The following is a 25,103-nucleotide window of genomic DNA, read 5'->3' on the forward strand; positions in this document are numbered from 1 at the left end:
CTCCCCTTCGTCCTCGTTGTGGTATGTACGTATCATTTAATGCGGTACGAAGGTACCATGGATGCGATATGTGCGTACCATTTAGATCCGTTGGGGCCGTCCGCGACTCGGGTGCCGCGCCCCGACGAAGCCCTCTGGGCGGTATCGACCGAACTTTGCCGCTCGACGATCAGCGCGGAGGAAAGCTCTTGTGCTCGGGCCTTCGGCTGGGCGGCCGTTATCGATGGATCGGCGTGGTGGGCGGTTCGGTGTCGGTCGAGATGGCTCGGGGCGGGTGTGGGGGCCGAAGTCGGGACACCCGCCGTGGTGACGGCGCGGGGTCGGGACCGAACACCGCGGGCAGCTGTGTGGTGACCGGATCGGTGACCGGTGTGGTGCGGATCAGATCGACCGGGTTGGCGTTACGAGGATGCGCGTCATCGAGGACTGGTTCGCCGAGGCCGACCTTCTGCTGAATGCGTTTCAGCCATTTCGGCGCCCACCAGCAGTCGTCGCCGAGCAGTTTCATGGTCGCTGGGACCAGCAGCATGCGCAGGACCGTGGCGTCGATGACCAGCGCCGCGATCATGCCGACGGCGATGTACTGCATCATCACCAGGTCCGAGAACGCGAACGCGCCGACGACCACCAGCAGGATCAAGGCGGCGGCGGTGATGATGCGGCCGGTGTGCGCGGTGCCGATGCGCACCGCCTCGGTGGTCGAGGCGCCTTGGGCGCGGGCTTCGACCATGCGGGAGAGCAGGAAGACCTCGTAGTCGGTGGAGAGACCGTAGATGATGGCCATGATGACCACCAGCACCGGCGAGGTGATCGGTTGCGGGGTGAAGTTCAGCAGCGTCGCGCCGTGGCCGTCGATGAAGATCCAGGTCAGGATTCCGAGGGTGGAACCGAGGCCGAGCGCGCTCATCAGTGCGGCCTTGATCGGCAGCACCAGCGATCCGAAAGTCAGGAACATCAGCACCGTCGTGACCAGCACGACCAGGGCGACCATCCACGGTATCCGCGACAGCAGAGTGTCGACACTGTCCTTCTGCAGGGCGGGCATACCGCCGACGAGCATGCGCACGGACTCGGGCTGTGGCAGGTCACGCAGGTAATCGATGGAGGGCCCGGCGTCGCTGGAGTCGGTGAGCGCGGCGGTGGTGCGGAAGACCTCGGGTTGTGTGGTCGATGGGGTCGGCACGCCGAAGGGCGCGGCCAGGCCGGGTGCGGTGTTGGCTTGTTTCCACAGCGCGCCGACCGCGTTGGTGTCGTCGGAGACGAAGACCAGTTCGAGGGGATCGGATTTGCGGAGCGGGAACAGCCGGTCGAATTCCTGTTGGGCCAGGCGTGTCGGATTGTCCGGCGGCAGGTACTTCTCGCTGAGTCCGCCGAATGCCAGATTGCCGATGGGCAGGATCAGCAGCACGAGCCCGAGCACCAGTGGGACCAATACCTCGACCGGGTGGCGCGTGACCCAGCGGGTGCTGCGACCCCAGAACCCGTTCTCGACCTCCTCGGCGGGTCTGGTCCGGCGAAACCGCTTGATACCCAGCATGTCCACGCGCGGACCGAGGACCGCCAGCATCGCGGGCAGGATCGTGATGGCGGTCAGGGCCGCCATCGATACCGTGGCGATCGCGCCGTAGGCGAAGGATTTCAGGAATCCTTGGGGGAACAGCAGCATTCCGCCGACGCTGGCGACGATCATCGTCGCGGAGAAGACAACGGTGCGCCCCGCGGTCATCACGGTGCGCCGCACGGCGGCGGGAGTGTCGTAGCCTTCGGCGAGTTCTTCGCGGAACCGGCTGACGATGAACAGTCCGTAATCGATGGCGAGGCCGAACCCGATCATCGAAACCACCGCGGAGACAAACGAGTTGACCTCGGTGAACTCGGTGAGGAACTTGACGATGCCGAAGGCGCCGAAGACCGTCAGCCCGCCCACGACCAACGGCAGCGCCGCGGCGACGAGACCGCCGAAGACGAAGAACAACAGCAGCCCGACGACGGGAAAGGCCAGCAGCTCCATCCGGTGGATGTCGTCGGCGATGGTGTCGTTGAGTGCGCCGGCGACCGGCTGCAACCCGCTCACCCGCACATCGACGCCTGCGATGTCGAAGGCGCCTTTGACAGCTCGGTAGTTGCGGATCATCGTCGTGTCGTCGTCGCCGCGCAGGGCGATGGCCGCGAAGGCGTGCCCGCGATCGTCGGTCGCGAGCCGGGGGCCACTGATCTTGCCGGTTTCGGTACGCCAGTAGGCGGCGGTGATGCCGGAGATCTGCTCCGGGTATCGCCGCGGTAGGTCGTTGAGGCTTGCGACGACCTTGGCCGCGAACTCGGGGTCGTCGACGGTCGTTCCCGGGGGCGCGGTGTAGCGGACGAGCACATCACCTTCGTGGTTGCGCCCGAACGCCGCATCGGCCAGCCGCGCGGCTTCCGAGGACTCCGAGGTCGGGTCGAACATTCCGCCCGAACTCAGATGATCCGTGAGCCCGGCCCCGTAACCGGCCAAACCGAGCATGCCCGCGGCCACCACCCCGATGACCACGAACCGGATCCGCGAGACCAAGCCACCCCACCACGCGAACACTCAGACCACCGCCACAATGCGCGCGGTAAGCACTCGTTCGATGCGTTCTGCAACGGCGATACCCCCGAAACGCACCTTTTCGATCGTGCCTATCCGCATGAGGCCAGCACCCTTCCCGCCGTTGAACCCACCCGATGTGCTTCCCCGCCAACGGCTCTCACAATTTTCGAGTTCCCAGGAGGCCTGCATTCTCAGGAAAGAATCAGGGTTACCGGCCGCATGGACAGGCGCTCACGAGGCTCGCCGCAGGAGCGCTGCGGACACCGCTGAAGGCGACTTCGAAACATCGACCGCCGATCGTGCGGTGGGAAATCGCGGACCGGAGGGGGCTACCTCGAGCGCTCGACATGAGGGAGGCTGGGGGTGGGACTTCGGACGTTCGAGAACTGTTCGCTCTGTATCCGATCCCTGTGATCGCCGGATTCACGTCGGTGATCGCGGTGGGGTCGGGGGAGAGGGGAGATCATGCGCTGGTTCGTGGTGGCGGTCGTTCTGGTCGCGTCGATGGTGTGGGCGGGGCCGAGTCCCGTCGGGGCGGAACCGGGGGTCGAGGCGAATTGGCAGTCGGAGCTGGATCGGGTCGTGGTCGCCTCGGGTGTGCCGGGCGCGCAGCTGGTGGTGAGCGGCGACTCGGGCGAGACGCGGCTCAACAGCGGGGTGGGCGATCTCGGCACCGGGGCCCCGTTCCCCGACGACGCGCGGGTGCGCGTCGCGAGCAACACGAAGTCGTTCGTGGCCGCCGTCGCCTTGCAGCTGGTCGGCGAGCGGCGTGTCGAGCTGGACTCGCCGATCGATGCCTACCTGCCCGGCGTGGTCACCGGGCCCGGGGGCGACGGGCGCCGCATCACCGTGCGCAATCTGCTCCAGCACACCAGCGGCATCCCCGATTACCTGGACGAGGTGGACCTCGACAGCGTGGCGGGCATGCAGCGGTACCGTCCGGCGTCCGAGCTGATCCGAACCGCGTTGGACCGACCGGCCGAGTTCGAGCCGGGCGCCCGATGGGGTTACTCCAATACCAACTATCTGATCATCGGCTCGTTGATCGAACGGCTGACCGGTCTGCCGGTAGGCGTCGAGGTGACGCGCCGGATCATCCTGCCGCTCGGACTGCAGGAGACCTACTGGCCGCTGTATCCGCTGGAACAGGTGGTGCGGGGGCCGCATCCCCGCAACTATCTCGTCGTCGGAGGGGAACGCGTCGACATCACCGACATCGACCCGAACTGGGGACTCCCCGACGGCGCGATCGTCGCCAGCGGACGGGACTTGAACCGCTTCTTCATGGCGCTGATCACCGGCCGGGTTGTCGCGCCCGCGCAGCTCGAGCAGATGCGCACGACGATTCCCAGCGGGGTGCCGTTGCTCGACCAGGAGGTCGGACTCGGGCTGTTCCGCAGGGTGAATCGGTGCGGCATCGAGACGTGGGGCCACGGCGGCTCGATCGCGGGCAGCAGCGTGGTGGGCGCGGCCACCGACGGGCACGCGGTCACCATCGCGATGAATCAGCTCCCCAACATCATCACCGCGCTCACTCCGCACGGGGGAGTGCAGGACGTGATCGACATGGTCCTGTGCGACCTCGCCCGGTGAGCGCCGCGCGAGACGCGATGCGGCGAAACCGCTGTGCGCCGATCCGCGACGGCGCATGATGCGGGAGTGGACGAGGCAACGTACCGGGAGACCAGGAACTCCCTGCACGGGACGGCGGAGCTGCTGATCGCCGGGCCGCAGTACCGGCGCGACGGCACGATCCGGTTGCGGGTGGTGCTCGGCGGGTTCGGCGGGGCGCGGCTGCCGGTGTCGGTGGTCGGCGCCAGCCTGGTCGGACCGTTCGGCCGCGCGCCGTTGACCGGCACCTACCGCCAGCTGGCCGACGCGGCGAACCTCGAGCCGGGCGCACCCGAGGGCGTGTACGCCGACACCACCGGACGTGGCCTCGACGACGAAGTGCGCGTCGAGGAGGAGGCCGCGGCCGTGATCGCCGACTGGTTCGCCACCGGAGACGCCGCCCTGCGCTGCCTCGCGCCCGACATCACCCCGGTTCTGTGGCCCGAGCATTTCGACCTGTCCAGCACGCTGGACGAGGTCAATTTCGGTGTGTCCCCAGGGGATTCGTCCCACCCGGGCCCTTACGCGTATGTCGGCCCGTGGACCCCGCGCACCGGCCCCTACTGGAACGAATCGTTCGGCGCCTCGCGCCCGCGCGACCAGGTGCCCACCGTCGCGCGATTACTGGATTTCTTCGAGGAAGGCAGAGCTCGCGCCGTCGCGACCGACTAGCCGAGGCTGAACGGCGCGCCCCAGACGGTGAGGTGGGAGGCGACGTTCGCGGTCTCGATCTCGACGCGGATGAAGGCTCGGGCTTGGGCGTAGCCCGCGCAGCCGGTCAGTGCGATGGTGGAGTCGGCCCAGGTGACCGAGGCGGTGTTGCCGCGAAAACGGTTGACGGGCTTGTGGTCTTCGTTGCCGAAGTCGTCGGGGACCTCGACGTCCAGCAGGTAGAACGAGCGGGTCTGGCCGGGGCCGAGCGAGAGCGCCCCACCGGACTCCGCGCCGACGTTCGGGCGGACGTTCTGCGGATCGCGCCAGCTGAGGCCGCCCTCCACGCCCCCTTCCACCCCGCCGCCGGAGATGTCCACCTGACAGCCGACGGTGTAGCCGGGGATGAGTTTGCCGCCCGGCCGGTCGCCCGCGCCGGTCACCTCGACGTGCGCGCTGCCGGACACCCAGGCGTTGCGGTGCAGCGGCGTCCCGCCGAGCGAGGGGTTGATGGTCACCGATTCGCCGGTCAGGCGCACGGTGACCACCGTCCCGTCCATGAGCGTCTGCACTTGGTGGGCGCCGGGTAGCGGCACCACCACGTCGGCGCCCGCGGTGCCGTAGGCCAGCGCGGCGACACCCGTCGCCACGACCGCCGTGGCTCGTCCGATCTGTTTGCGGCAGTTCATGATTCCCCTTCGATCTCGGCCCGCCCGTCAGGGCAGGGCGGGTGCGTCGTCGTGTTCGGGTGCGGCCGGATCCTGGACGAAATCCTGGCGGCGGATCAGGAAAAGCGCGGCGGCGCCGACGATCACGCTGGCCAGCCCGCCGATGGTCGCCACGGCGTGCAGGCCGGACACGAAGGCCCGGTGCGCGGCGTCGGTCAGCTCGGCCGCGTGGGCGGCCGAGCTTTCGGTGGTGAGCCGGTCGATGGATCCGGCCGCGACCGCGTCCACCGCGGCGGCGGGCACCGGCTGGCCGGACAGACTGTCGGCGATCCGCGCGTGCGCGACCGCGCCGAGCGCCGCGACGCCGAGTGCCGAACCCACTTGCTGGAAGGTCTCGTTCACGCCCGAGCCCATGCCGGAGTCCTCCGGCGCGACGATGGCGACCGAGGCGTTGGCCCGCGGCGGATTGAACAGCCCCATACCGATACCCGCGACCAGGAACGGCACCAGGGCGGCGGTCCAGTCGTCCTCCGGGCCGATGGCGTTGAGCAGCAGGAACCCGATACCGGTGAGGATCAGCGCCGCGCCGATCAACCGGTTGGTCGCGACCCGCACGCTCAACACGCCGCCGAGCACGCCCGCCACCAGCAGCATCGCGGTCAGCGGCAGGAAGCGCAGTCCGGTCTCGATGGCGGAGTGGCCGAGCACGCCCTGCATCCACAGCACCCCGAACAGGATCACCGGGATGACAGCGAAATTCAGGACGAACGTCGCGGCCGAGAGCGCGTCGAAGGTGCGGTTGGCGAACAGCCCCAGATCGAGCATGGGATGCCTGCCGCGGCGCTGCACCAGCACGAACGCGGCGACCAGCACGACGCAGCCGGTGAAGCACAGGATGGTCGAACCCGCCGTCCATCCGGCGACCGGACCGCGAATGATGCCGTACACCAACAGGAACAGCGCCGCCGAGAACAGCACGAGCCCGGCCCGATCCACCGGCCTGCCGCCCCGGCGCGCGCTCTCGGGCACCTTCGCCAGCACCACTAGCAATGCCACCAGCCCGGTCGGCACGTTGAGGTAGAACACCCAGCGCCAATCGATTTCGGTGAGCGCACCGCCGACCAGCGGACCGGCGGCGACCGAGATCCCGGTCGTCATGCCGAACAGGCCGAACGCGGTACCGCGCTCCTTGCCGGTGAAGGCCGCGGCGAGCATGGCGGGGCCGACCGCGTAGAGGATCGCCGCGCCGACGCCCTGGACACCACGAGAGAGGTTCAGCAGCAAGGGAGTTCCCGCGACGCCGCAGGCGACCGACGCGGCGGTGAACACCACGAGACCACCGGCGAACAAACTGCGCCTGCCCATTCGGTCCGCCAGTGAGCCGCTGGTCAGCAGGAACGCGGCCATGCCGAGCGCGTAGGCATCCACCACCCATTGCAGCGCGCCGAAGCTCGCCGACAGATCGGCCTGGATGGCGGGCAGCGACACGTTCACCACCGTGATGTCCAGGGTGAGCATGAACGTGGAGACGCAGACGGTGGCGAGCACCCACCACCGGCTCGGATCGCGAATCGTCTCGAGCGCCGCCGAACTCGCCGCGGGGCGGGTGGTGGTCATGGGGTCTCGCTCCAGCCGTGCAGTAGGAAGACGGGGTGTCGGTGCGCCTCGGCGGTGAACACGCCGGGCGCCGAGCGCGACGAGGCGTCGAAGTACGGCATCGTCACCGGCGCCTTCTTGACGTACTGGTGCAGCACGTGGCCCGCGCGGTCGCCGTGCACCGATTCCGCCCACACCCGCTGTTCGTCGTGGCCGCGGCGCAACACGACGACGTCGCGTTCGCGCAGGTTGTGCACCCAGCCCACCTCCCCGTAGGGGGAGACGAGCCACCGCTGTCCGTCGAATTCGATGATGCGCACCGGGTTTCGGCGCGTGAGGCCGCTGCGCCGTCCGATGGTCTCGAGGATGTACATGCCGTCCGGTCCCGCGCCGCGCGCGGCCAACGCCATCACGACGCGGTTCAGGATCTTGCGGACCGGACCGGCTTGGTACTTCGCTGCCATGAGCTATGTCCTTCCGGGGCGGCGGGCCCGGCCAGAGGAGTCGACCGGGCCCGCCACGAAACCGACGATCACCGCGACAGCGCTGTCGAGGTCGCCGCCGTGGTGCCGAGCGCATCTGCCGGTTCGATGCCACTCGGCCGGCCGGCACCGTCGGGTTCCGGAGCCGCGTCGGCTCCAGGTTCGGGAATTCCGTACTTCTGCCACCAGGCGGCCAGCGGCTTCGGCGCCCACCAGGCCTTGTCGCCGAGCAGCCGCATCGTGGCGGGCACCAGCAGGCCGCGCACGATGGTGGCGTCCAGGAAGATGGCGAGCACCAAGCCGACGCCGATCATCTTCACGATGGTGATGCCGGAGAACACGAAGGCGCCGAGCACCACCGCGAGTAACAGCGCGGCGCTGGTGATCAGTCGCGCGGTGTGCCGCACGCCGAAGGCCACCGACTCCACCGGATCACCGCTGCGCAGGTAGTGCTCGCGGATGCGCGCCAGCAGGAACACCTCGTAGTCCATGGCCAGACCGAAGGCGATCGCCATGATCATCATCGGCATGTTCGCGTCCATGAAGCCCGCCGGAACGAAATTCAGCGGGCCGGAAAGGAATCCGTACTGGAAGATGAGCGCGACGATGCCGAAGGTGGCGAACAGCGACAGCAGGTTCATCAGCACCGACTTCAGCGGAAGCAGCACCGAGCCGAAGGCGAGGAACAGCACCGCGAACGAGACCACCGTGACGATCAGCAGCATCCACGGCAGCCGCTCGGCGAGCATGTCGAGCAGGTCGGCCACCGCCGCCGGGCGGTTGGTGAACGACGCGGTCGACTCGGCGGGCGGTTCGACGGCCCGCAGCTCGCGCACCACGTCGCGGATCGGCGCGTCCATCGAGTCCAGCGAGTAACCGAGCGTGACGCGGGCCAGGTCGCCCGCCGTGCCGGTGACGGCGGCGCTGTCCACGCCCTGCACCGCCCGCAGGCGGTCGAGGTAACCCGAAAGCGCCTGCTGGGCTTGCGGACTCGCGGCATCACCGGGCATGTCGACCACCGCGGTGATCACCTTGGTCGGATCGAGCGGGAAGTCCCGATCGAGTTCCTCGGAGACGACCCGGCTGTCGGTGCCCGCGGGCAGCGCCCAGTCGGCGGGCCGCGACCAGGTCGCGCCGAACAGCGGCAGACCGAGCAGCACCAGCACCAGGCCGATGCTGCCCGCGGCGAGCACCGGACGGCGCATGACCGCGTGCGCGACCTTGTACCAGCGCGTGCCCGGCTCGCCGCCGCGCTTGCCGAACGACGGCAGCGGGATCCGCAGCGAGTTGATGCGCAGGCCCGCGAAACGCAGCAGGGCGGGCATCACGATGAGCGCGCCGAGCACCGCGAACAGCACCACGCTGACGCCGGAGTAGCCGAGCGAAGTGAGGAACCGCGACGGGAAGATCACCAGGCCGCCGAGGGTGACCGCGACGGTGATGCCGGAGACGGCGACGGTGCGACCCGCGGTGGCCATGGTGGTGCCGATGGCGTCGTCGACCGTGCGGCCCGCGGCCAGCTCGTCACGGAATCGGTTGACGATGAGCAGCGCGTAGTCGATGGCCAGACCCAGACCGAGCAGGACGACCAGGTTGATCGAGAAGGTGGACAGGTCGGTGAACGTGCCGACCACCCGCAGCACCGCGAGCGAGCCGACCGAGACCACCACGCCGACCGCGAGCGGCAGCGCCGCGGCGATCGCGCTGCGGAAGATGACGATCAGCAGGATCAGCAGCAGCGGGAACGAGATCAACTCGGCGCGCGCGAGGTCTTCCTCGGTGATGTCGTTGAACTGGTCGTTCACCGCGACCAGGCCGCCGAAGCGGACCTCGAGACCGGGCTGGTCGAAGAGGTGCTCGATCTCGCGCCACACCACGACCCGGTCTTCCTCGATCTGGCCGGGCAGCTGCATGGAGATGTAGGTCTTGTGCCGGTCGGCGGAGACGAAGTCCGGGGAGCCGGTGGTCCAGAACGTCTCCAGCCAGGTGTAGGAGCTGCGCGGGACCTTGGCGACCGCGTCCTCGACCCGCGCGCGGTAACGCGGATCGTCGACGGTCATCTCCGCGCTCTCGTACATGACCACCACGTCGGCGACGTGCCTGCCGAGGGTGGTCTCCAAGATCTCGTCCGCGTGGGACGACTCGCTGGTCGGATCGTCCAGCCCGGCGCCGCCGCCGAGCAGGTTTCCCGCGCCCGAACCCCAGAGACCGCCGAGCAGGATGAACAGAACGGTGCCTACCACCACCCATCTGCGATGGGCGGCGGACCACCTGCCGAGTTTCTCGAACACGATTCCTCCACCTATATAGAGTCGAACTATCCACTACAGGTAGTGCTGCTATCTATTTCTGGAATGCTACGGCGGGTTGCCAAGCGCGGCAACAGCAATCAGACGAAGGCCAGCGCCCGCACCGGCGCGCCGAAGCCGCCACGCAGCTTCGCGGCGCCGACCACGAGGGTCGCTCCGCGTTCCGGGACCGTGTCCAGGGCGGCCAGGTTCTCGATGCCGTACCGGCCGGAGCGCAGCAGCATTCGGTGCACCATCGGCTCGAATCGGGTGCCGACGTCCAGGCTGCTGGTGTCGGTGCCGAAGCCGACGATGGAGCGTTCGGTGAGCAGGAATTCGGCGGCGTCGGGGCCGATGCCGGGAATCAGCAGGGCCAGCCGCAGCGGGTCGAAGGGCAGGTAGGCGGCGGGATCGTGGACGCGGTGATACCAACCGGTGTCCATCGCGACGAACGCGCCGTCGGGGATGCGGCCGTTGCGCCGCTCCCAGTCGAGCAGGTCCTCCACGTGCAGTTCGGTGGTGGTGTCCTGGGCCGCCCGCTCGGCGATGCGGACGACGCACAGCGGCGCGACCAAGTTCTCCACCGGGATCGCGTCGGCGCATGCCAGGCCGCGCTGGGAGTGGGCGGGCACGTCGATGTGAGTTCCGGTGTGCTCGTTCATGGTCCACTCGGCCGTGTTGAAGCCGATGATCTCCTCGAACATCACCTGACGCTGCACCGGCTGGCGCACGTACAGGTTGAACACCGGGAAATCCGGCCCCACCGCGTGGGTCAGGTCGCGCACGGAGAAACCGCTCAGGTTCAGTGGTTGCGCCTGGGCGCGCGGCGCGCCGATCGCCCCGGCGGCGGCCGACGCGCCCGCAATGCCGAGCGCCGCGCCCAGTGCGGTGCGCAGCGCGCGGCGACGGCCCACGCCCTCGGCGGCGACCGCGCCGCGGCTGTGCGTCACCGAGGCACTGTGCTCATGCGGAACTCGCGCTCCGTGCTCGTTGTGCGCGGCCGTGTGGTGTCCAGGGGGATCGACAGCGTCGTGCTCGTTGTACGCGGCGGTGCCGTGATCTCGGTGCGCGACCGCGCTGTGCTGGTGGTCCGCGGTAGCACCGTGTCCGTTGTGCGCGGCGCTGTGGCCGTGGTGTGTGGCGGCGCTGCGCTCGCGGTGCGATGGGGCGCTGAGTTCGTGGCGCGCGCCCGCATCGTGCCCGTGGTGGGCGGTGGCGTGATCGTGGTGCGCGCCTGTGCCGTGTCCGGGCCCGCCGCACAGGTCGTCGTGCGGCGGCGCCTCGGCCAGGGCGGCGGCGAGGATCTGCGGGGAGCACATGTCAGGAGACCTTCCGTCCGAGCAGGGTGGGCGCGGCATCGTGCGGTGCGCGGAACCCGGGTAGCTTGCCGAGCAGGTCGTCGAGGTCGAGTGTGGGTGAGGCGTCGGCGACATAGCCGTCCGGTCGGATCGCGATGAGCTTGCAGCCCGCGAGCTCGTGCTTCGGTGCGAAGCCGGGCGGGGCGTAGAACACCTCGCCGAGGTCGGGCGCGGTCGTCGCCGACGGGTCGCCTGGTACGACGACGTGCAATCGGAACGGCAAGCCCGACTCGTGGATTCGCGCGCGCAGCGTCGACACCCGCCGGGCGTCGTCCGCCGACGGCGTCGCGTCGAGCGCCGCGAGCAGCACGTGGCCCGGGGCGGAGAGCAACCGGCGCAGGCCGGTCGCCGCGCCGTCGGGGCCGATGAGCGCCGCCTCCGGAATCGCGCGCCCGAGCGCCCGGCGGCCGCCGCGCTTGCCGACGGCGGGGCTGTGCCGGTAGTCGAGCTCGTACTGGGCCAGCGAGGGCACCAGCCGCTTCTCCAGCAGCCCACTGCGACTCAGGGTCCCGAGCACCAGGTCGCGCACCGCGCGCCCCGGACGCGAACCCACGGTCCACAGTTTGGTCTGGCGGTCGGCGGCCTGGATCACCTCGCGCGCGATCGGCATCCGCTCGGACTCGTACCCGGCCAGCAGCACGTCGGCGTCGGCGCCGCCGCTGATGATCGCCGCCAGCTTGCCGCCGAGATTGGCCGCGTCCTGGATGCCGGTGTTGAGGCCTTGGCCGCCCGCCGGACTGTGCACGTGCGCGGCGTCGCCCGCCAGCACGCAGCGGCCCTTGCGGAAGGCGGCCGAATGCCGCATATGCACCAGAAACCTGGTGGCCCACTGGAGTTCGTGGATGCGGATGGGGTAGGGCGCGCGCTTGTCGGCCAGCTGTTGCAGGTCGTCCACGGTGGGCGCGGCGTCCGGGTCGCCGCCGATGCCGCTGGCGTCGGCGAAGACGCGTACCTGACCGTCCGGCAGCGGCACGACCACGAGCACACCGTCGGGGTGCAGGTGGTAGTGCGCCTCGCCCGGCGGCACCGGCGCCGTGATGACGCCGTCGCCCAGCGTGTAGGACTGCGGATAGGTGCTGCCCTCGAAGGTGATGCCGCTCAGGGTGCGCACCGCGCTGTGCGCACCATCGCAGCCCACTACCCACTGGGCGGTGAGTCGTTCGGCTTCCTCGCCGCGGCGCAGCAGCACCTCGACGTGCTCGCCCCGATCGGTCAGCTCCGCCAGTTCGGTGCGCCACTCCACCGGCACGCCGAGCGTCCGAAGGTGCTCCACCAGAACGGATTCCACCGACGGCTGGGTGATGATCAGCGGCTCGGCGTCGTTGCCGGTCTCCGGTCCGAAACGCACCTGCGCGACGGGACGTCCGCCGGAGAAGTAGCGGGCGGCGGTCATCGGCAGGCCTCGCGCGCGCACCGCGTCGCCGGTGCCGTGGCGGTCGAGCACATCCAGCGCGCCGTCCCACATCGTCAGTGCGCGAGCCTGATTCGCGGGTCTGTCGACGGCGCGATCGATGATCCGGCAGGTCAGTCCGTGCCTGCGGAGTTCGGTGGCCAGTGCCAGACCGGTCGGCCCCGCGCCGACCACCAGCACGTGCAGTGTGTCACTCATGACGGCTGCTCCGTCCGGTTCAGGTAGCTGTCCTCGCAACCGGTCAGCTCGGCGAGCTCCAGCGTGCCGACGGTGAGGACCCGGTCGAACTGGCGCAGTTCCAGATCGATGCGGGCCGTGCCCGGCCGGGTCGGATCCAATGGCGTGCAACGGCATTCGATCGGCGCGCCGAACTCGGCGAACTGGGTGAAGCGGGACGAGCAGGACACGACCGTGGCGTTCGGCGTGCCGAGCATGCCCTCGCGGACCGCGGTGTCCAGCGCGGCCTGCCGGAACGCCTCGATGATGAACGGGCCCGGCACGTGGTCGTAGTCGTGGTCGAACAGCGCCGGGTGGCGGCGATCGGGCAGCAGCGGATAGTCCCAGGCGGGACCGACCGCGACCGGCGCGCCGATCACCACGTTGCGCGAGTCCCGCCGCCCGACGGCCGCGGCGGGCAGCGGCGCGGCCGTGTAATCGGGCCCGCCCGCGGGGACCCGCCCGAGCTGGTACGCCCGCAGCGCCTCGTAGTCGGCGCGGGCCAGGAAGACCACATCGGCGCTCAATTCCATGGCGGCCCGGCCCCCGACGACGAGTTCGCCCGCCAGCGTCAGGTCGCTGAAATCGGCGCCGCGATCGACCCGCGAGACGATCTCGTAGCGCAGAATGCCCTCCAGCGGCGACTTCTCGTCGTCGCGGAAGGCCTCCCGGTCGGTGACCGCGAAGTCGTAGCGCTGCATGCTGAACGGCAGCCCCACCGGGACGCCGACGTGCCGGTGCAGGACCACGAACGAGCCCTGCCGCGCGGCCTCGGCCATCGCGAACGGGTCGTGGTAGACGGTGGTCCTGTCGTACCAGAGGCTGTGCGCGCGCGGGATCTGCAACGCCGTGTAGAAGGTGGAGTCGCCGTCGGCGACCGAGTCGGCGACGAACACCTCACCGAGCGCGCGGCGATGCGCCTCGGCCCGCGGTACGGTGCGATCGAAACTCAGCGCGGAAGACGCTGCGGGGAAACGGATCTCGGTCTCTGTCATCGTTATGCTCCTTTGCCCATCGGTGCGTCGAGCGCGCGGCGGATCGTCCGGAGCACGCCCGCTTCGGACTCGTCGAGATAGAAGTGGCCGCCGGGGAACTGACGCCACCGCGCCGCCGCGGTGGTGCGGTCCTGCCAGGCGGCCAGCTCTTCGGTCGGTGTCATCGGGTCGTCCACGCCCCCGAGGGCGGTGATGGGGACCGTCAGGGTGCCCGCGCCGCGATAGCGGTAGTCGGCGCCGAGCATCAGGTCGGCGCGCAGCGTCGGCGCGAAATGCTCGGCCAGTTCGGGCGAATCCAGGATCGCCTCCGGCACCCCGCGGTAGACCCGGTCGACCAGCCGAAGCAGTTCCGTGTCGTCCTCGGGCAGGTCGAGGGTGAACTGCCTGCGCGGGTGCGCACGGGCCGACACGAACAGGTGCTGCGGCGGCAGGTCGGCGTCGGTGAGCCGCAGCGCGACATCGTAGGCGAGCAGCCCGCCGAGGCTGTGCCCGAACAAAGCGACGGGACGCGGAACGTGCGCCACGATCGCCTCGCAGATGTCGGCGACCAGCGGTTCCCATGTCCTGGCGTGCGGTTCGCGCCACCGCGGCCCGCGCCCGGGCAGGGTGACCCACCACAGCTCGATCTCGGGGGCGAGCTGATCGACCCACCGCTGATACATCCGCGGATTCCCGCCGGAGTGGGCGAAGCACACCAACCGGATCGCCGGATTCGTTTGCGGCCGTGGGCAGGTCAGCACACCGCGATGCCCGGTCGGCAGCGGCGCCGCGGAAACGCCGACGACTCCGCCGTGCTGACGCCCGTTCACAGCGGCCCGCTTCCGACTTCGTCGCCCGTCACCGCCGCGGCGGATTCGGCCTCGACGATTACCTTGGCCAGGTCCCGCGCGCTGCCTTGTTCGAGGGTCTCGAGCAGCTGGGCCAGCGGCACGACGGTGCCGGACTCGGCTTCGATCTCGTTCTTCATCTCGACCACCACCAGCGATTCCAGCCCGTAGTCGCGGATCGGCGTCGCCTCGTCGATCTCGGTGATGGGTTTGCGCAGCGCACGCGCGATCCGTTCCCTGACGAATCCGGTGAGCGCGTCGAGCCGGGTCGGCCGGTCGACGTGGTGGGCGCGGGTCAGCGCCACCGGGCCGGATCCCCTGCGCTTGGCCGTCGCGGGGCGGACGGTGGCGTGCACGTGCTGCTCCTCGACGGCCCGCCGTTCCGGCAGCCAGTGCCTGCTGCGGTTCCAGGGGTAGTGCGGCAGCGGCGGCCGTCCGCTCGGCGTGCCGAGCACCGCGGACCAGTCCAGCTCGTGGCCACCGAGGTAGAGCTCGGCGACGCTGTGATCCAGGGACGCGGACCGGGACTGGCCCCGGCGCAGGCTCGCCGCCAGGATGACCGAACGGTCGAGTTCGCCTGCCGCCGAGGCGATGTCGCGGATCAGCACCGGGTGCGGGCCGACTTCCAGCACGGTGGTCAGCGCGTGGTCGTCGGCCAGCGCCGCCTGGAGCGCGGGCGCGAACAGCACGGCGTCGGCGAGGTTGGCGGCCCAGTGCGCGCCGGTGAGATGGTCGGCGGTGACGCGCTTGCCGGTGACGGTCGAATACATCGGGATCGATCCCGGCGTGGCGCGCACCGCGTCGGCGTGCGCGGCGAATTCCGGTGCGCACGCGGCGAGCAGCGTGCTGTGGAAGCCGTACTCGACCGGCAGGTCCTTGACCGACGCGCCGCGAGCGCTCGCCTCCACCGCGATGCGGCGCACGCCGTCCGCCGGGCCGGTGATCACGGTCGAGCGCGGGCCGTTCACGGCGCCGATCGTGACCTCGGATTGTCCGGCCAGCAGCTCGGTCACCGCCGCGGCGGGCAGTGCGATGCTGCACATCGCGCCGCCGCGGGCATGCCGCTCGGTGAGCGCCGCTCGGCGCACCAGGATCTCGAAAGCCTGCTCTCTGCTGAGCATTCCGGCGACGGTCGCGGCCACGATCTCGCCCATGCTGTGGCCGACGACGGCGGCGGGCCGCACGCCCCAGGACTGCCACAGCGCGGCCAGCGCCAGCTCCACCGCGGCAATGCACACCTGCGCGACATCGGTGCGGTGCAGCTTGCTGTCGGGCTCGGCCGCCAGCAGCTCCTCCCACAGCGACCAGCCCGCCAGCCGCCGCACGAGCGCGTCGCAGGCGTCGAGCTCGGCCCTTGCCACGGGTTCGTCGGCGAGCAGGCGGCCCATCTCCGGCCACTGCGAACCCTGCCCGCTGAACACGAACAGCGTCCGGTGCCGCGCCGCCGCGCCGATGTGCCTGGCCGCCTTGGCGGTTCGCGCGCGGTCCACCAGCGCGTCGACCGTGTCGCCGGTGAGGCACAGCCGTACCGGAAGATGCGCGCGCCGGGTGGCCGCGGCCGCGCAGATCTCGGCCGCGGTCGCGTGGTCGGCGGCCGCGAGCAGATCGGCGTAGCGCCCGGCCAGTGCCCGCGCGGAGGCCGCGCTGCGGGCCGAAATGGGAAGCACCAGAGCGCCTTCCGCGTGCGGGTCGACTTCCTCGCGCGCCGCGGCGGCGAGCACGGCGTGCACGTTCGCGCCGCCGAAGCCGAACGAGCTGATCGCGGCCAGCTTCCGTCCGTTCCCGCCACCGAGCGGGGTGCGCTCCCTCGGTAGACGCAGCCGGGTTCCGGTGAGATCGAGCTCCGGATTGGGCCGCTCCAGGTGCAGGTTCGGCGGAACCTCGTCGTGTTCGAGAACCAGCATCGCCTTGACCAGACCCGCGATGCCCGCCGCGGCCTCCTGATGCCCGAAGTTGGTCTTGACCGCGCCGACGGGGCACGGCTGCTCGCCCGCGCCGTACACGGCGCGTAGCGCGTCGAACTCGATCGGGTCGCCGAGCGGGGTTCCGGTGCCGTGCGCCTCGATGTAGACCACCTCGGCGGGGTCGGCGGCCGCATCGCGCAGAGCGCGGCGCAGCAGGTCGGTCTGGGCCCGCGGACTCGGCGCGGTGAGGCCGTTGGTGCGCCCGTCGTGGTTGGCGGCGGTACCGCGGATGAACGCGCGCACCGGCCTGCCCTCCGCCTCGGCCAGCGACTCCCTGGTGAGCACCACCATGCCGCAGCCCTCGGCGCGCACGATGCCCTCCGCGCCCGCGTCGAAGGTGCGGCAGCGCCCGCCGGGCGCCAGCGGCAGCACCTTCTCGGTGACGGTGGTGGACAGCGGCGACAGGATCGTGTTGACGCCGCCGACCAACGCGATGTCGCAGTCTCCGTTGCGCAGCGCCCGCACCGCCAGGTGCACCGCCATCAGCGAAGAGGAGCACGCTGTGTCCACCGCCAGGCTGGGGCCGGACAGGTCGAGCAGGTAGGACAGCCGGTTGGCGACGATGCTGTGCGCGCCGCCCGGCGCGGTGTAGGCGTTGATGCCGGACGGGTCGGCGAACTGCATCATCAGGTAGTCGCTGCCGTACACCCCGAGGAAGACGCCGGTCGTCGCGGCGCGCAGCTCGGCGGGCGTCAGCCCGGCGTCCTCCATGGCCTCCCAAGCCACCTCGAGCACCAGCCGCTGCTGCGGATCCATCCGCTCGGCCTCGGCGGCCGAGATGCCGAAGAACTCCGCGTCGAAGCCGTCGACCTCGGCGAGCAGCCCGGCGTAGCGGCCGGTGCCCGCGGCGTGCCCGGTGCGGCGGCCGTCCTCGCTGTCGACCAGCGGCGTGATGGCGTCGCGTCCGTCTCGCAGCGCTGACCAGTAGCCGTCGAGATCCTCGATGCCCGAGGGCATCCGCACCGCCGCGCCGAGAATCGCCACCGGCTCGGTGCGGCGGTCGACTTCGGCTCGCAGGCTGCGGATCTCGTTGAGCGCCTTGCGTAGTAGCGCGCGGCGATCGTCGGTGGTTTCGGTCGTCATCGGGTGTCCCCTTCGGTGGAAAGATCCAGTTCCGCCGATAGGAGATCGGCGAGTTCGTCATCGGTGGCCTGGTCCAGGTCCGCATCGATTTCGGGCCGGGCGTGCCGCTGTGGCGGCGTATCGGACGCGGGCTCCCGCGGCGGGAGCATCCGCTGCGCCAGCTCCTCGACGAGCTGGTCGACGGTGGGGTGGGCGAAAATGAGGCTGGCCGGAATACGTTGGCCCAGCCCGGTTTCCAGTCGGTTGCGCAGATCGACCGCCATCAGCGAGTCGAAGCCGAGATCGCGGAAGGGCATGGTCGGGTCGACCGGCCGCGAGGTTCCGACGATCGTCGCGACCTGGCCGAGCACGAAGCCGCGCACCAGCTCCAGTCGTTCGGCGGGATCGTCGATCTCGTGCAGCGACAGCGCCTGCTCGGCCGGGCCGCCATGACTCTCGTCGTCGGGCAGCAGGTTCGCCAACAGCTCGCGCGCGGCCGGTGGCGTGCCGGGACCGGCCAGCGTCGGCAGGTCGAAGGCGGCCGCCGCGAGGACCGGGCCGGGATCGGCCAGTGCCGCCTCCAGCAGGTCCATCGCCGCTCCGGTTTCCAGCGCGGGCACGCCCATGGCGGCGAGGCGGCGTTCGCTGCCCACTGCGGCGGCCAAGCCGATCGCCGCCCAGGGACCCCAGGCGATGCTGTGCGCGGGCCGCCCGTGCGCGGCGCGCGCTGCGGCTAGCGCGTCCAGGTAGGTGTTGGCCGCGGCGTAGGCGCCCTGGCCCGGCGAGCCGAAAAGCCCGGCGAGCGAGGAGAACAGCACGAAATGCGCGAGCGGCTGGTCGAGGGTGAGGTTGTGCAGGTGCCAGGCGCCGCGCGCCTTGCCGGCCAGCGCGCGGGCCAGCCTGGCCTCGTCGAGATCCGCGACGACCACGTCCTCGAGCACACCGGCGAGGTGGAAGACACCGCCGATCCGTCCGGCTTCGGCCAGCACCGCGGCGAGCGCGGCGCTGTCGGCCACGTCGACTGCCGCCACGGTGACTCGGACGTCGCGCGCTCGCAGGTCGGCGATCGCCTGTTCGGCAACGGCGTCCGGCGCGGAACGACCGAGCAGCAGCAGGTTTCGCGCGCCGCGTGCCGTCAGCCAGTCGGCGACGCGCAAGCCGAGCGCGCCGAGGCCGCCGGTGACGACCTGGCACAGGTCCGGATCGATGGACACCGAGGTGTGGGCCCGCGGCACCGGAACCAGCCGGGGAGCCAGAACCGCTCGGTCGATCGAAACCTGCTGCGGTGCTCGCGGATCCCGCAGGACCGTCACCAGCCGATCGATGTCGGCGCCGCTGGGAGCGGCGGGCAGATCGAGGACGCCGCAGGCCGTTTCGGGATGCTCGGTGGCGATCACCCGGCTCACGCCCCACAGGCTCGCCGTGGACAACCGCGACGGACGCACCGCGCGCTGGGTGTCCGGGGTGAGCAGCCACAGTCGCGGCGTCTCGCGCCAGGTGCGGCCGATCAGGAATGTGGCCAGCTCCACCGAGTCCGCCGTGTAGGCGGCCGACTCGACCGGGTCTTCGCCCGCGCTCGAATAGGCCCGCGCGTCGATGACGCCGCGCAATCCCTCGATGGTTCCGGCCAATTCGGCCGCCGCGGTCTCGTAGTCGGCGGCCTCGTGCGCCGCGGTGCGCACGACTCGGTCGCCGCGCGCGGTGAGGCGTTCGGCCAGCGCGTCCAGCGCCGGATGCGCACCGCCGACGATCAGCCAGCCGCCGCGCGGCGCTCGCCCGCCCTGGGATTCCCACGGCTGCCAGGCGAGCCGGTACAGCCTGCCGCGCTCGGCGGTGGCGGTTTCGGCGGTGGTGACGCGGAAGTCCATGGCCGAGCACAGGACTCGGCCGTCGGCGCCGAGCACGACGAGGTCGGCGATCAGATCCCGTTCCCCGTACTCCACGATGCGGGCATGGCACCAGACGTCGGTGACGGGCGCGGCTGAGGTGGCGAACTGCACCCGGGTGGCGCCCGCAGGCAGGGCGAGCGCGTCGGTCAGCCGCGGTCCGGCGGCTGCCGCGACGGTGTGCAGGCAGGCGTCGAGCAGCGCGGGATGCAACCCCGCGCCCGCCGTGAGTTGGATTGGCAGCGTGAGCTTTCCGACGGCTTCGTCGCCGCCGCGGGAGAGCTGGGTCAGCGCGCGGAAGGCCGGTCCGTAGTGCAGCCCGTTCCCCGCGAGGCGCTCGTAGAACTCCTCGATCGGCAGTGGCTCGGCGCACCGGGCCAGCAGTTCCCCGATCTCCGGTGCGGGTCGATCGGTGAGCGGGGCCTGCGCTTGGTCGAGCCAGCCGCGCGCGTGCGTGACCGCGGCGCCGTGCGAATCGGAGACGATCACGAATTCCGAACGCCCGCCCGCCGATTCGACGACCAGCTGGAGTGACGAGGCCGTACCGGGCAGCAGAACGTGCGGCGCTTCGAAGGTGACGTTGGTCAGCACCACGGTCGGCGTGCCGCCACCGGCCAGATCGCGCGCGGCCTGCGCCGCCGCGTCGAGCCAGTACGCGCCAGGGATCACCGGCACCTCGTCCACCACATGATCGGCGAGTTCGGGAGCGGCGTCCGGCCGTAGCGGCCACACGCCGAGCTCAGGGCGGGTGGCGATCCGCACACGCGGGCCGAGCCAGCCGCCGACCGGCGCGACTACGGCCGCGGCGCTCTCGGCGCGAATCAGCGGGAACCGCTGGGTGTTCCAGCCCTGCGAGGGAATCGGCACCGGGGTGCCAGGGCGGTAGAGCCGCGTCCAGTCCAGGTCCGCGCCGCGGGTGTAGAGCACGCCGAGCGCGTGCAGGAAGGCGAAGACCTCGTCCTCGTCGCGCCGGGCCGAGGACACCGCGACCATGTCCGCGCCGGGCGCGTTCGCGGTCGCGATCTCCGTGAGCGAGCGGGCCAGCACCGGATGCGGCGCGATCTCGACGAAGGTGTCGTGATCGGCGGCGAGCAAGGCGGTGATCGCCGTGTCGAACAGCACCGGTTCGCGCAGGTTGCGCGCCCAGTAGTCGGGGTCGACGAGCGTGTCGGTCAGCGGGCCGCCGGTGACCGTCGAGTACAGCGGCACGCTGGGCTCGCGCACCGCGATGTCGCGCACGGCCTCGCGCAGCCGGGGCCGCAGCGGCTCGACGGCGGGGCTGTGCGCGGCGAAGTCGACCGCGATGCGCCGGGCGAAGACCCCGTCGGCCTCCAGCCGCGCCACGATCTCGTCCAGCGCTCGCGGCTCACCGGAGATGACGGTCGCGCGGGGACCGTTCACCGCCGCCACCGACACTCGATCGCGGTACTCGGTGAGCGCCGACTCCACCTGCGCCGCATCGAGTTCCAGCAGTGCGAGGCCGCCGCGACCGGAGATCTCGGTGAGCAGCGCACTGCGCACGCAGACGATGCGCGCGGCATCGGCCAGCGACAGCGCGCCGCTGACGTGCGCCGCCGCGATCTCGCCCATACTGTGCCCGCAGACCGCGGCCGGTTCGATGCCGAAGGACTTCCAGGTCTCGGCGAGCGCGACCTGCATGGCGAACAGCGCGGGCGGCACCTGCGCGGTGCCGTGCGCGACGATGCCGCGCTCGGTCGACCACAGCGACACCCCGAGCAGGCGCTCCAGCTCGGTTGCGCAGCGCCGCATCGCCTCGGCGAACGCGGGCACCGACGCGGCCAGCGCGCGGCCCATGCCGTCCCACTGCGAGCCCTGGCCGGGGAAGACCAGCGCAGTCCGCCGGGCGCGACGGCTCGGCGCGTGCGGTTCGCAGACCCCGCGGACCAGTTCGCCGTCGGCCAGCGCGGTCAGGCCGTCGATCAGTTCCTCGATGTCGCGGGCCACCACCGCGGCGCGGTGACCGTCGTGGTCGCCGCGCAGCGCTGCGGTGGCGGCCGCCCTGGCGAGCCAGGTCGAATCCTCGCGGTTCTGCTCGGCGGTGCGTGCCCAGCCGCGCGCCCGCCGCCGCAGCCCCGCCGCGGAGCGCGCGGTCACCGGGAACAGCACGAAATCCGTTGCGCCGGAGTGCTCGTCCGGTTCGGTCGCCGGTGCGGTGGACAGCACCACGTGCGCGTTTGTCCCGCCGAAGCCGAACGAGCTCGTCCCGGCGATCGCGGCGCCGTCGGCGTCGACGGGCAGCGCCTCGACCACCGCTTGCACCGCCACCGGAGCCCTGTCCAGCTCCAGCAGCGGGTTGGGCCGCCGGTAGTGGATGGTCGGCGGCAGTTCCCGATGATGCAGGGAGAGCGCGGTTTTGATGATTCCGGCGACGCCGGCCGCGGCCTCCAGGTGGCCGAGGTTCGATTTCGCCGAGCCGACGCGCAGCGGCTTCTCGGGATCGCGGCCTTGGCCGAGCACCGCGGCGAGCGCACCCACCTCGATCGGGTCGCCGACCGCGGTGCCGGTGCCGTGCGCCTCGACGTAGGCGACCCGGGCCGGGTCCACGCCGGCGGCGCGGTAGGCCGCGCGCAGCACCCGCTCCTGCGCGGGACGGCTCGGGGCGATGAGCCCGTTCGTCCGGCCGTCCTGATTGACTGCGCCGCCGCGGATCACGGCGTAGACGCGGTCGCCGTCGCGGCGGGCCCGCGCGAGCGTCTTCAGCACCACCACGCCCGCCCCCTCACTGCGGACGTAGCCGTTGGCGCGCTCGTCGAACGGCTTGCAGCGCCCGTCCGGCGCCATCAACCGGCCTTTGCTGAAGCTCAGCGCCACCCGCGGCGCCGCTATGACGTTCACGCCGCCGGCCAGCGCCAGCTCCGATTCGCCCGCGCGCAGCGACTGGCAGGCCAGATGCACCGCGACCAGCGAGGACGAGCAGGCGGTGTCCACCACCATGCTCGCGCCCGCCAGGTTCAGGCAGTAGGACAGCCGGTTGGCGACGATGCTCAGCGCCGAGCCGGTGCCGTCCTGCGCCGACACCTCGGTGCCTGGCGCCAGCACGGCCACACCGTGGTCATAGGACGACGCGCCGAGGAAGACTCCGGTCGAGGTGCCCGCCAGCCTGCTCGGGCCGATGCCCGCGTCCTCGATCGCGTGCCAGGCGACCTCGAGCAGCAACCGCTGCTGCGGGTCCATCCTGACGGCCTCCTTGGCCGCGATGCCGAAGAACTCCGCGTCGAAATGCTCGACGTCGTCGAGGAATCCGCCCCACTTGGTGGTCATCCGGCCCGGCGCGTCCGGGTCGGGGTCGTACAGCGCCGCCGCGTCCCAGCGGTCCGCGGGGACCTCCGTGATGGCGTCCACGCCCGCGCGCAGCAGATCCCAGTACTCCCGTGGGCCGTCGGCGCCGGGAAATCGGCAGCCGATCCCGACGATGGCGATGGCGTCGCCGGTATCGGTGGCGATCGCCGCCTGTTCCACCGTCTGGCCGACGCCGCCGAGCGCGGCGGCCAGCGCGGCGGCCGCGGCGGCCACGCTGGGATGGTCGTAGGCGAAGGTCGGCGACAAACTCGTCTCTGCCCAGCGCTGGAGATCGTCGGACAGCTCCACCGCTTGCATGGAGGACAGGCCGAGCGCCGCGAACGGCACGTCGACCGGGAGACCGGCCGGATCGACGCCGAGCAGTTCGGCGATCCTGGCGACCAGCCAGGCTTCGATGTCCGCCGCTGATCTCATGGCCGCACCGCCTCGGTCGCGGCGGGGGTGATCTCGTCGAGCGTGCCCGCCTCGAACGCCGCACGGGTCGCGCGCCGCTGCAACTTGCCGCTGGAGGTCTTGGGCACCGTGCCCGCCCGCACCAGGACCACCCGCGCGGGGGTGATCGAGTGGTCGACGCTGACCGCCGCGCGCAATGTCGCGGTGAGCGCGGCGATGTCGGGATCGGTGTCCGCCTTGACCTCGGCGACCACGATCAGCTCCTCACCGCGTTCCCGGTCGACCGCGAACGCGGCGGTGCAGCCGCGCCGGATCCGGGGGTCGGCGTTCTCGACGGTGTGCTCGATGTCCTGCGGGTAGTAGTTGCGCCCGCCGATGATGACCAAGTCCTTGCGCCTGCCGACCACGTACAGCTCGCCGTCGACCAGCGCGCCGAGGTCGCCGCTGCGCAGGTACGGACCCGACTGCGGCGCAACGGTTTCCGCGCGGAACGTCTCCTGGGTGGCGTCCTCGTTGCCCCAGTAGGCCAGCGCCGCGTCCGGCCCGCCGATCCAGATCTCGCCGACCTGCCCGTCGGGCAGCGGCATCCTGGTGTCCGGGTCGACGATCAGCAGCTCGCGGTGCAAGGTCACGCGGCCGGAACCGACCAGCGTCTGATCCGGGCCAGGCGTGAGGCGGCCCTCGGCCAGTTCGTCGCGGCTCACCGTCAGCGTGACCGCGCCTGCGCCGCGGTGCGAACCGGTGGTCATGAGGGTGGACTCGGCCAGCCCGTAGCAGGGGTAGTAGGTGCTGGAATCGAAACCGTGCCCGGCGAATTCGGCGGCGAACTTGGCGAGGGTCTCCGCGCGGATGGGCTCGGCGCCGTTGAACGCGACCTCGAGCGAGCTGAGGTCGATGCCCGCCCGATCGGCGGCGGGGATGCGGCGGCAGCACAGCTCGTAGGCGAAATTGGGACCGCCGGTGATGGTGGCCTGGTAGCGGGTCACCGCGCGCAGCCAGCGGACCGGTCGCTGCACGAAGGTCAGCGGCGGCATCAGCACCGTGCGGCTGCCCGCGTAGACGGCGGGCACCACGATGCCCATCAGGCCCATGTCGTGGAACAGCGGGAGCCAGCCGACGATGCGCGATTCGGCGCTGTAACCCATTGTCCGGCAGAGCAATTCCTGGTTGTGCATGAGCGCGTCATGGGTGACGACCACACCCTTCGGCGCGGAGGTCGACCCGGAGGTGTACTGGAGGAACGACACATCCGCGCCGGTCACCGGCACCGGTTCGAAGTCCGCGGCGCCGTCCGTGTCGGCCACGATGCCGATCCAGCGCAGGCGGTCCAGTTCCGGGGCGGCCTCGACCAGCAAGCCTCGGGTCTGCTCCGGCGCGGCGCACAACACCGCGGCGGCGTCGCAGTCCGCGGCGATGGTGCGCAGGGTCTCCACCCGGCGCGGCGAAGTCACCGGGAACGGCGGGTACACCGGCACCGCGACCACGCCGGCGAACTGGCAGGCGAGGAACGCGAGCACGAAGTCCGCGGAATCCGGCGCTACGATCAGTGCCCGGTCGCCGGGCACGGCCTCTCGAGAAATGCGCGCGGCAAGTGCGCGGGTCAGTTGCTCCAGTTCCGCGAAAGTCCAGGAATGCGATTCTTTTTCACCGTCCGGCAAAAAGGTGTACGCGATTCTGTCGGCAGCGTCGGCGGCGCGCTGCGAAATTGCCTCGGCGAGCGTTCGAGCCCGGAGTTCGGTTTCCATCGCAATCCCTCCTCGATCAGCCGGCAGCCATCACGACGGTGCCGACAGAACAGGGAC

Annotated in this window: 14 protein-coding genes; 2 read left to right on the forward strand and 12 right to left on the reverse strand. The window is 71.0% G+C overall.

Translation table 11 applies throughout. The features are described from left to right. Positions 1-217: 217 nt before the first annotated feature. A complete protein-coding gene (locus AB0H49_RS08035; RefSeq protein ID WP_357248618.1) occupies positions 218-2,572 on the reverse strand; it encodes an MMPL family transporter in 2,355 nt (784 codons plus the stop codon). 465 nt (positions 2,573-3,037) lie between these two features. Here AB0H49_RS08035 and AB0H49_RS08040 point away from each other — a divergent pair, with 465 nt between their 5' ends. Continuing rightward, complete coding sequence (locus AB0H49_RS08040) at positions 3,038-4,165, forward strand: serine hydrolase domain-containing protein (protein ID WP_357248621.1); 1,128 nt, start codon at positions 3,038-3,040, stop codon at positions 4,163-4,165. Positions 4,166-4,231: 66 nt separating this feature from the next. Continuing rightward, on the forward strand, positions 4,232-4,855 hold the full coding sequence (locus AB0H49_RS08045; protein WP_357248624.1) for a hypothetical protein: 624 nt from the start codon (positions 4,232-4,234) through the stop codon (positions 4,853-4,855). Here the strand turns inward: AB0H49_RS08045 and AB0H49_RS08050 are convergent. The 11 genes from AB0H49_RS08050 to AB0H49_RS08100 all read right to left on the reverse strand — a co-directional run bounded on the left by AB0H49_RS08050 (position 4,852) and on the right by AB0H49_RS08100 (position 25,046). Then, positions 4,852-5,523, reverse strand: a complete 672-nt coding sequence (locus AB0H49_RS08050) for an MspA family porin (RefSeq protein WP_357248627.1) — start codon at positions 5,521-5,523, stop codon at positions 4,852-4,854. The two genes, AB0H49_RS08045 and AB0H49_RS08050, sit on opposite strands and share 4 nt — an antisense overlap. A gap of 27 nt (positions 5,524-5,550) precedes the next feature. After that, entirely contained in the window at positions 5,551-7,119 is a 1,569-nt protein-coding gene (locus tag AB0H49_RS08055) for an MFS transporter (RefSeq protein ID WP_357248630.1), read from the reverse strand. Then, the gene (locus AB0H49_RS08060; RefSeq protein ID WP_357248633.1) at positions 7,116-7,562 is read right to left on the reverse strand and encodes a nitroreductase family deazaflavin-dependent oxidoreductase; all 447 of its coding nucleotides are present in this window, start codon (positions 7,560-7,562) and stop codon (positions 7,116-7,118) included. Before AB0H49_RS08060 ends, AB0H49_RS08055 begins: the two co-directional genes overlap by 4 nt. Before the next feature lie 68 nt (positions 7,563-7,630). Then, positions 7,631-9,871: an MMPL family transporter gene (locus AB0H49_RS08065; RefSeq protein WP_357248636.1), complete on the reverse strand. Its 2,241-nt coding sequence runs from the start codon at positions 9,869-9,871 to the stop codon at positions 7,631-7,633. 98 nt (positions 9,872-9,969) lie between these two features. Next, positions 9,970-11,187, reverse strand: coding sequence for a cyclase family protein (locus tag AB0H49_RS08070; RefSeq protein ID WP_357248640.1), 1,218 nt, complete (start codon positions 11,185-11,187; stop codon positions 9,970-9,972). Position 11,188: 1 nt separating this feature from the next. Further along, positions 11,189-12,835, reverse strand: a complete 1,647-nt coding sequence (locus AB0H49_RS08075; RefSeq protein ID WP_357248642.1) for an FAD-dependent monooxygenase — start codon at positions 12,833-12,835, stop codon at positions 11,189-11,191. Next, positions 12,832-13,848, reverse strand: a complete 1,017-nt coding sequence (locus AB0H49_RS08080; RefSeq protein WP_357248645.1) for an AfsA-related hotdog domain-containing protein — start codon at positions 13,846-13,848, stop codon at positions 12,832-12,834. The genes AB0H49_RS08075 and AB0H49_RS08080 overlap by 4 nt, the downstream gene beginning before the upstream one ends. A gap of 2 nt (positions 13,849-13,850) precedes the next feature. Then, positions 13,851-14,657, reverse strand: a complete 807-nt coding sequence (locus tag AB0H49_RS08085) for an alpha/beta fold hydrolase (protein WP_357248648.1) — start codon at positions 14,655-14,657, stop codon at positions 13,851-13,853. After that, positions 14,654-17,722 (reverse strand): beta-ketoacyl synthase N-terminal-like domain-containing protein, encoded by a 3,069-nt coding sequence (locus AB0H49_RS08090; RefSeq protein WP_357248651.1) that lies wholly within the window; start codon positions 17,720-17,722, stop codon positions 14,654-14,656. Before AB0H49_RS08090 ends, AB0H49_RS08085 begins: the two co-directional genes overlap by 4 nt. Then, on the reverse strand, positions 17,719-23,322 hold the full coding sequence (locus AB0H49_RS08095; protein WP_357248654.1) for a type I polyketide synthase: 5,604 nt from the start codon (positions 23,320-23,322) through the stop codon (positions 17,719-17,721). Before AB0H49_RS08095 ends, AB0H49_RS08090 begins: the two co-directional genes overlap by 4 nt. Beyond that, a complete protein-coding gene (locus AB0H49_RS08100) occupies positions 23,319-25,046 on the reverse strand; it encodes a fatty acyl-AMP ligase (protein WP_357248656.1) in 1,728 nt (575 codons plus the stop codon). The genes AB0H49_RS08095 and AB0H49_RS08100 overlap by 4 nt, the downstream gene beginning before the upstream one ends. Positions 25,047-25,103 lie beyond the last annotated feature (57 nt).

The organism is Nocardia sp. NPDC050713 (genome assembly GCF_040654315.1).
In the GTDB taxonomy this organism is placed as follows: Bacteria; Actinomycetota; Actinomycetes; order Mycobacteriales; family Mycobacteriaceae; genus Nocardia.

Coding starts and splice junctions, on each gene's coding strand:
- AB0H49_RS08080 (WP_357248645.1), bottom strand. CDS start 13,848: ATGACAGAGACCGAGATCCGTTTCCCCGCAGCGTCTTCCGCGCTGAGT.
- AB0H49_RS08050 (WP_357248627.1), bottom strand. CDS start 5,523: ATGAACTGCCGCAAACAGATCGGACGAGCCACGGCGGTCGTGGCGACG.
- AB0H49_RS08095 (WP_357248654.1), bottom strand. CDS start 23,322: ATGAGATCAGCGGCGGACATCGAAGCCTGGCTGGTCGCCAGGATCGCC.
- AB0H49_RS08070 (WP_357248640.1), bottom strand. CDS start 11,187: ATGTGCTCCCCGCAGATCCTCGCCGCCGCCCTGGCCGAGGCGCCGCCG.
- AB0H49_RS08060 (WP_357248633.1), bottom strand. CDS start 7,562: ATGGCAGCGAAGTACCAAGCCGGTCCGGTCCGCAAGATCCTGAACCGC.
- AB0H49_RS08090 (WP_357248651.1), bottom strand. CDS start 17,722: ATGACGACCGAAACCACCGACGATCGCCGCGCGCTACTACGCAAGGCG.
- AB0H49_RS08055 (WP_357248630.1), bottom strand. CDS start 7,119: ATGACCACCACCCGCCCCGCGGCGAGTTCGGCGGCGCTCGAGACGATT.
- AB0H49_RS08075 (WP_357248642.1), bottom strand. CDS start 12,835: ATGAGTGACACACTGCACGTGCTGGTGGTCGGCGCGGGGCCGACCGGT.
- AB0H49_RS08040 (WP_357248621.1), top strand. CDS start 3,038: ATGCGCTGGTTCGTGGTGGCGGTCGTTCTGGTCGCGTCGATGGTGTGG.
- AB0H49_RS08100 (WP_357248656.1), bottom strand. CDS start 25,046: ATGGAAACCGAACTCCGGGCTCGAACGCTCGCCGAGGCAATTTCGCAG.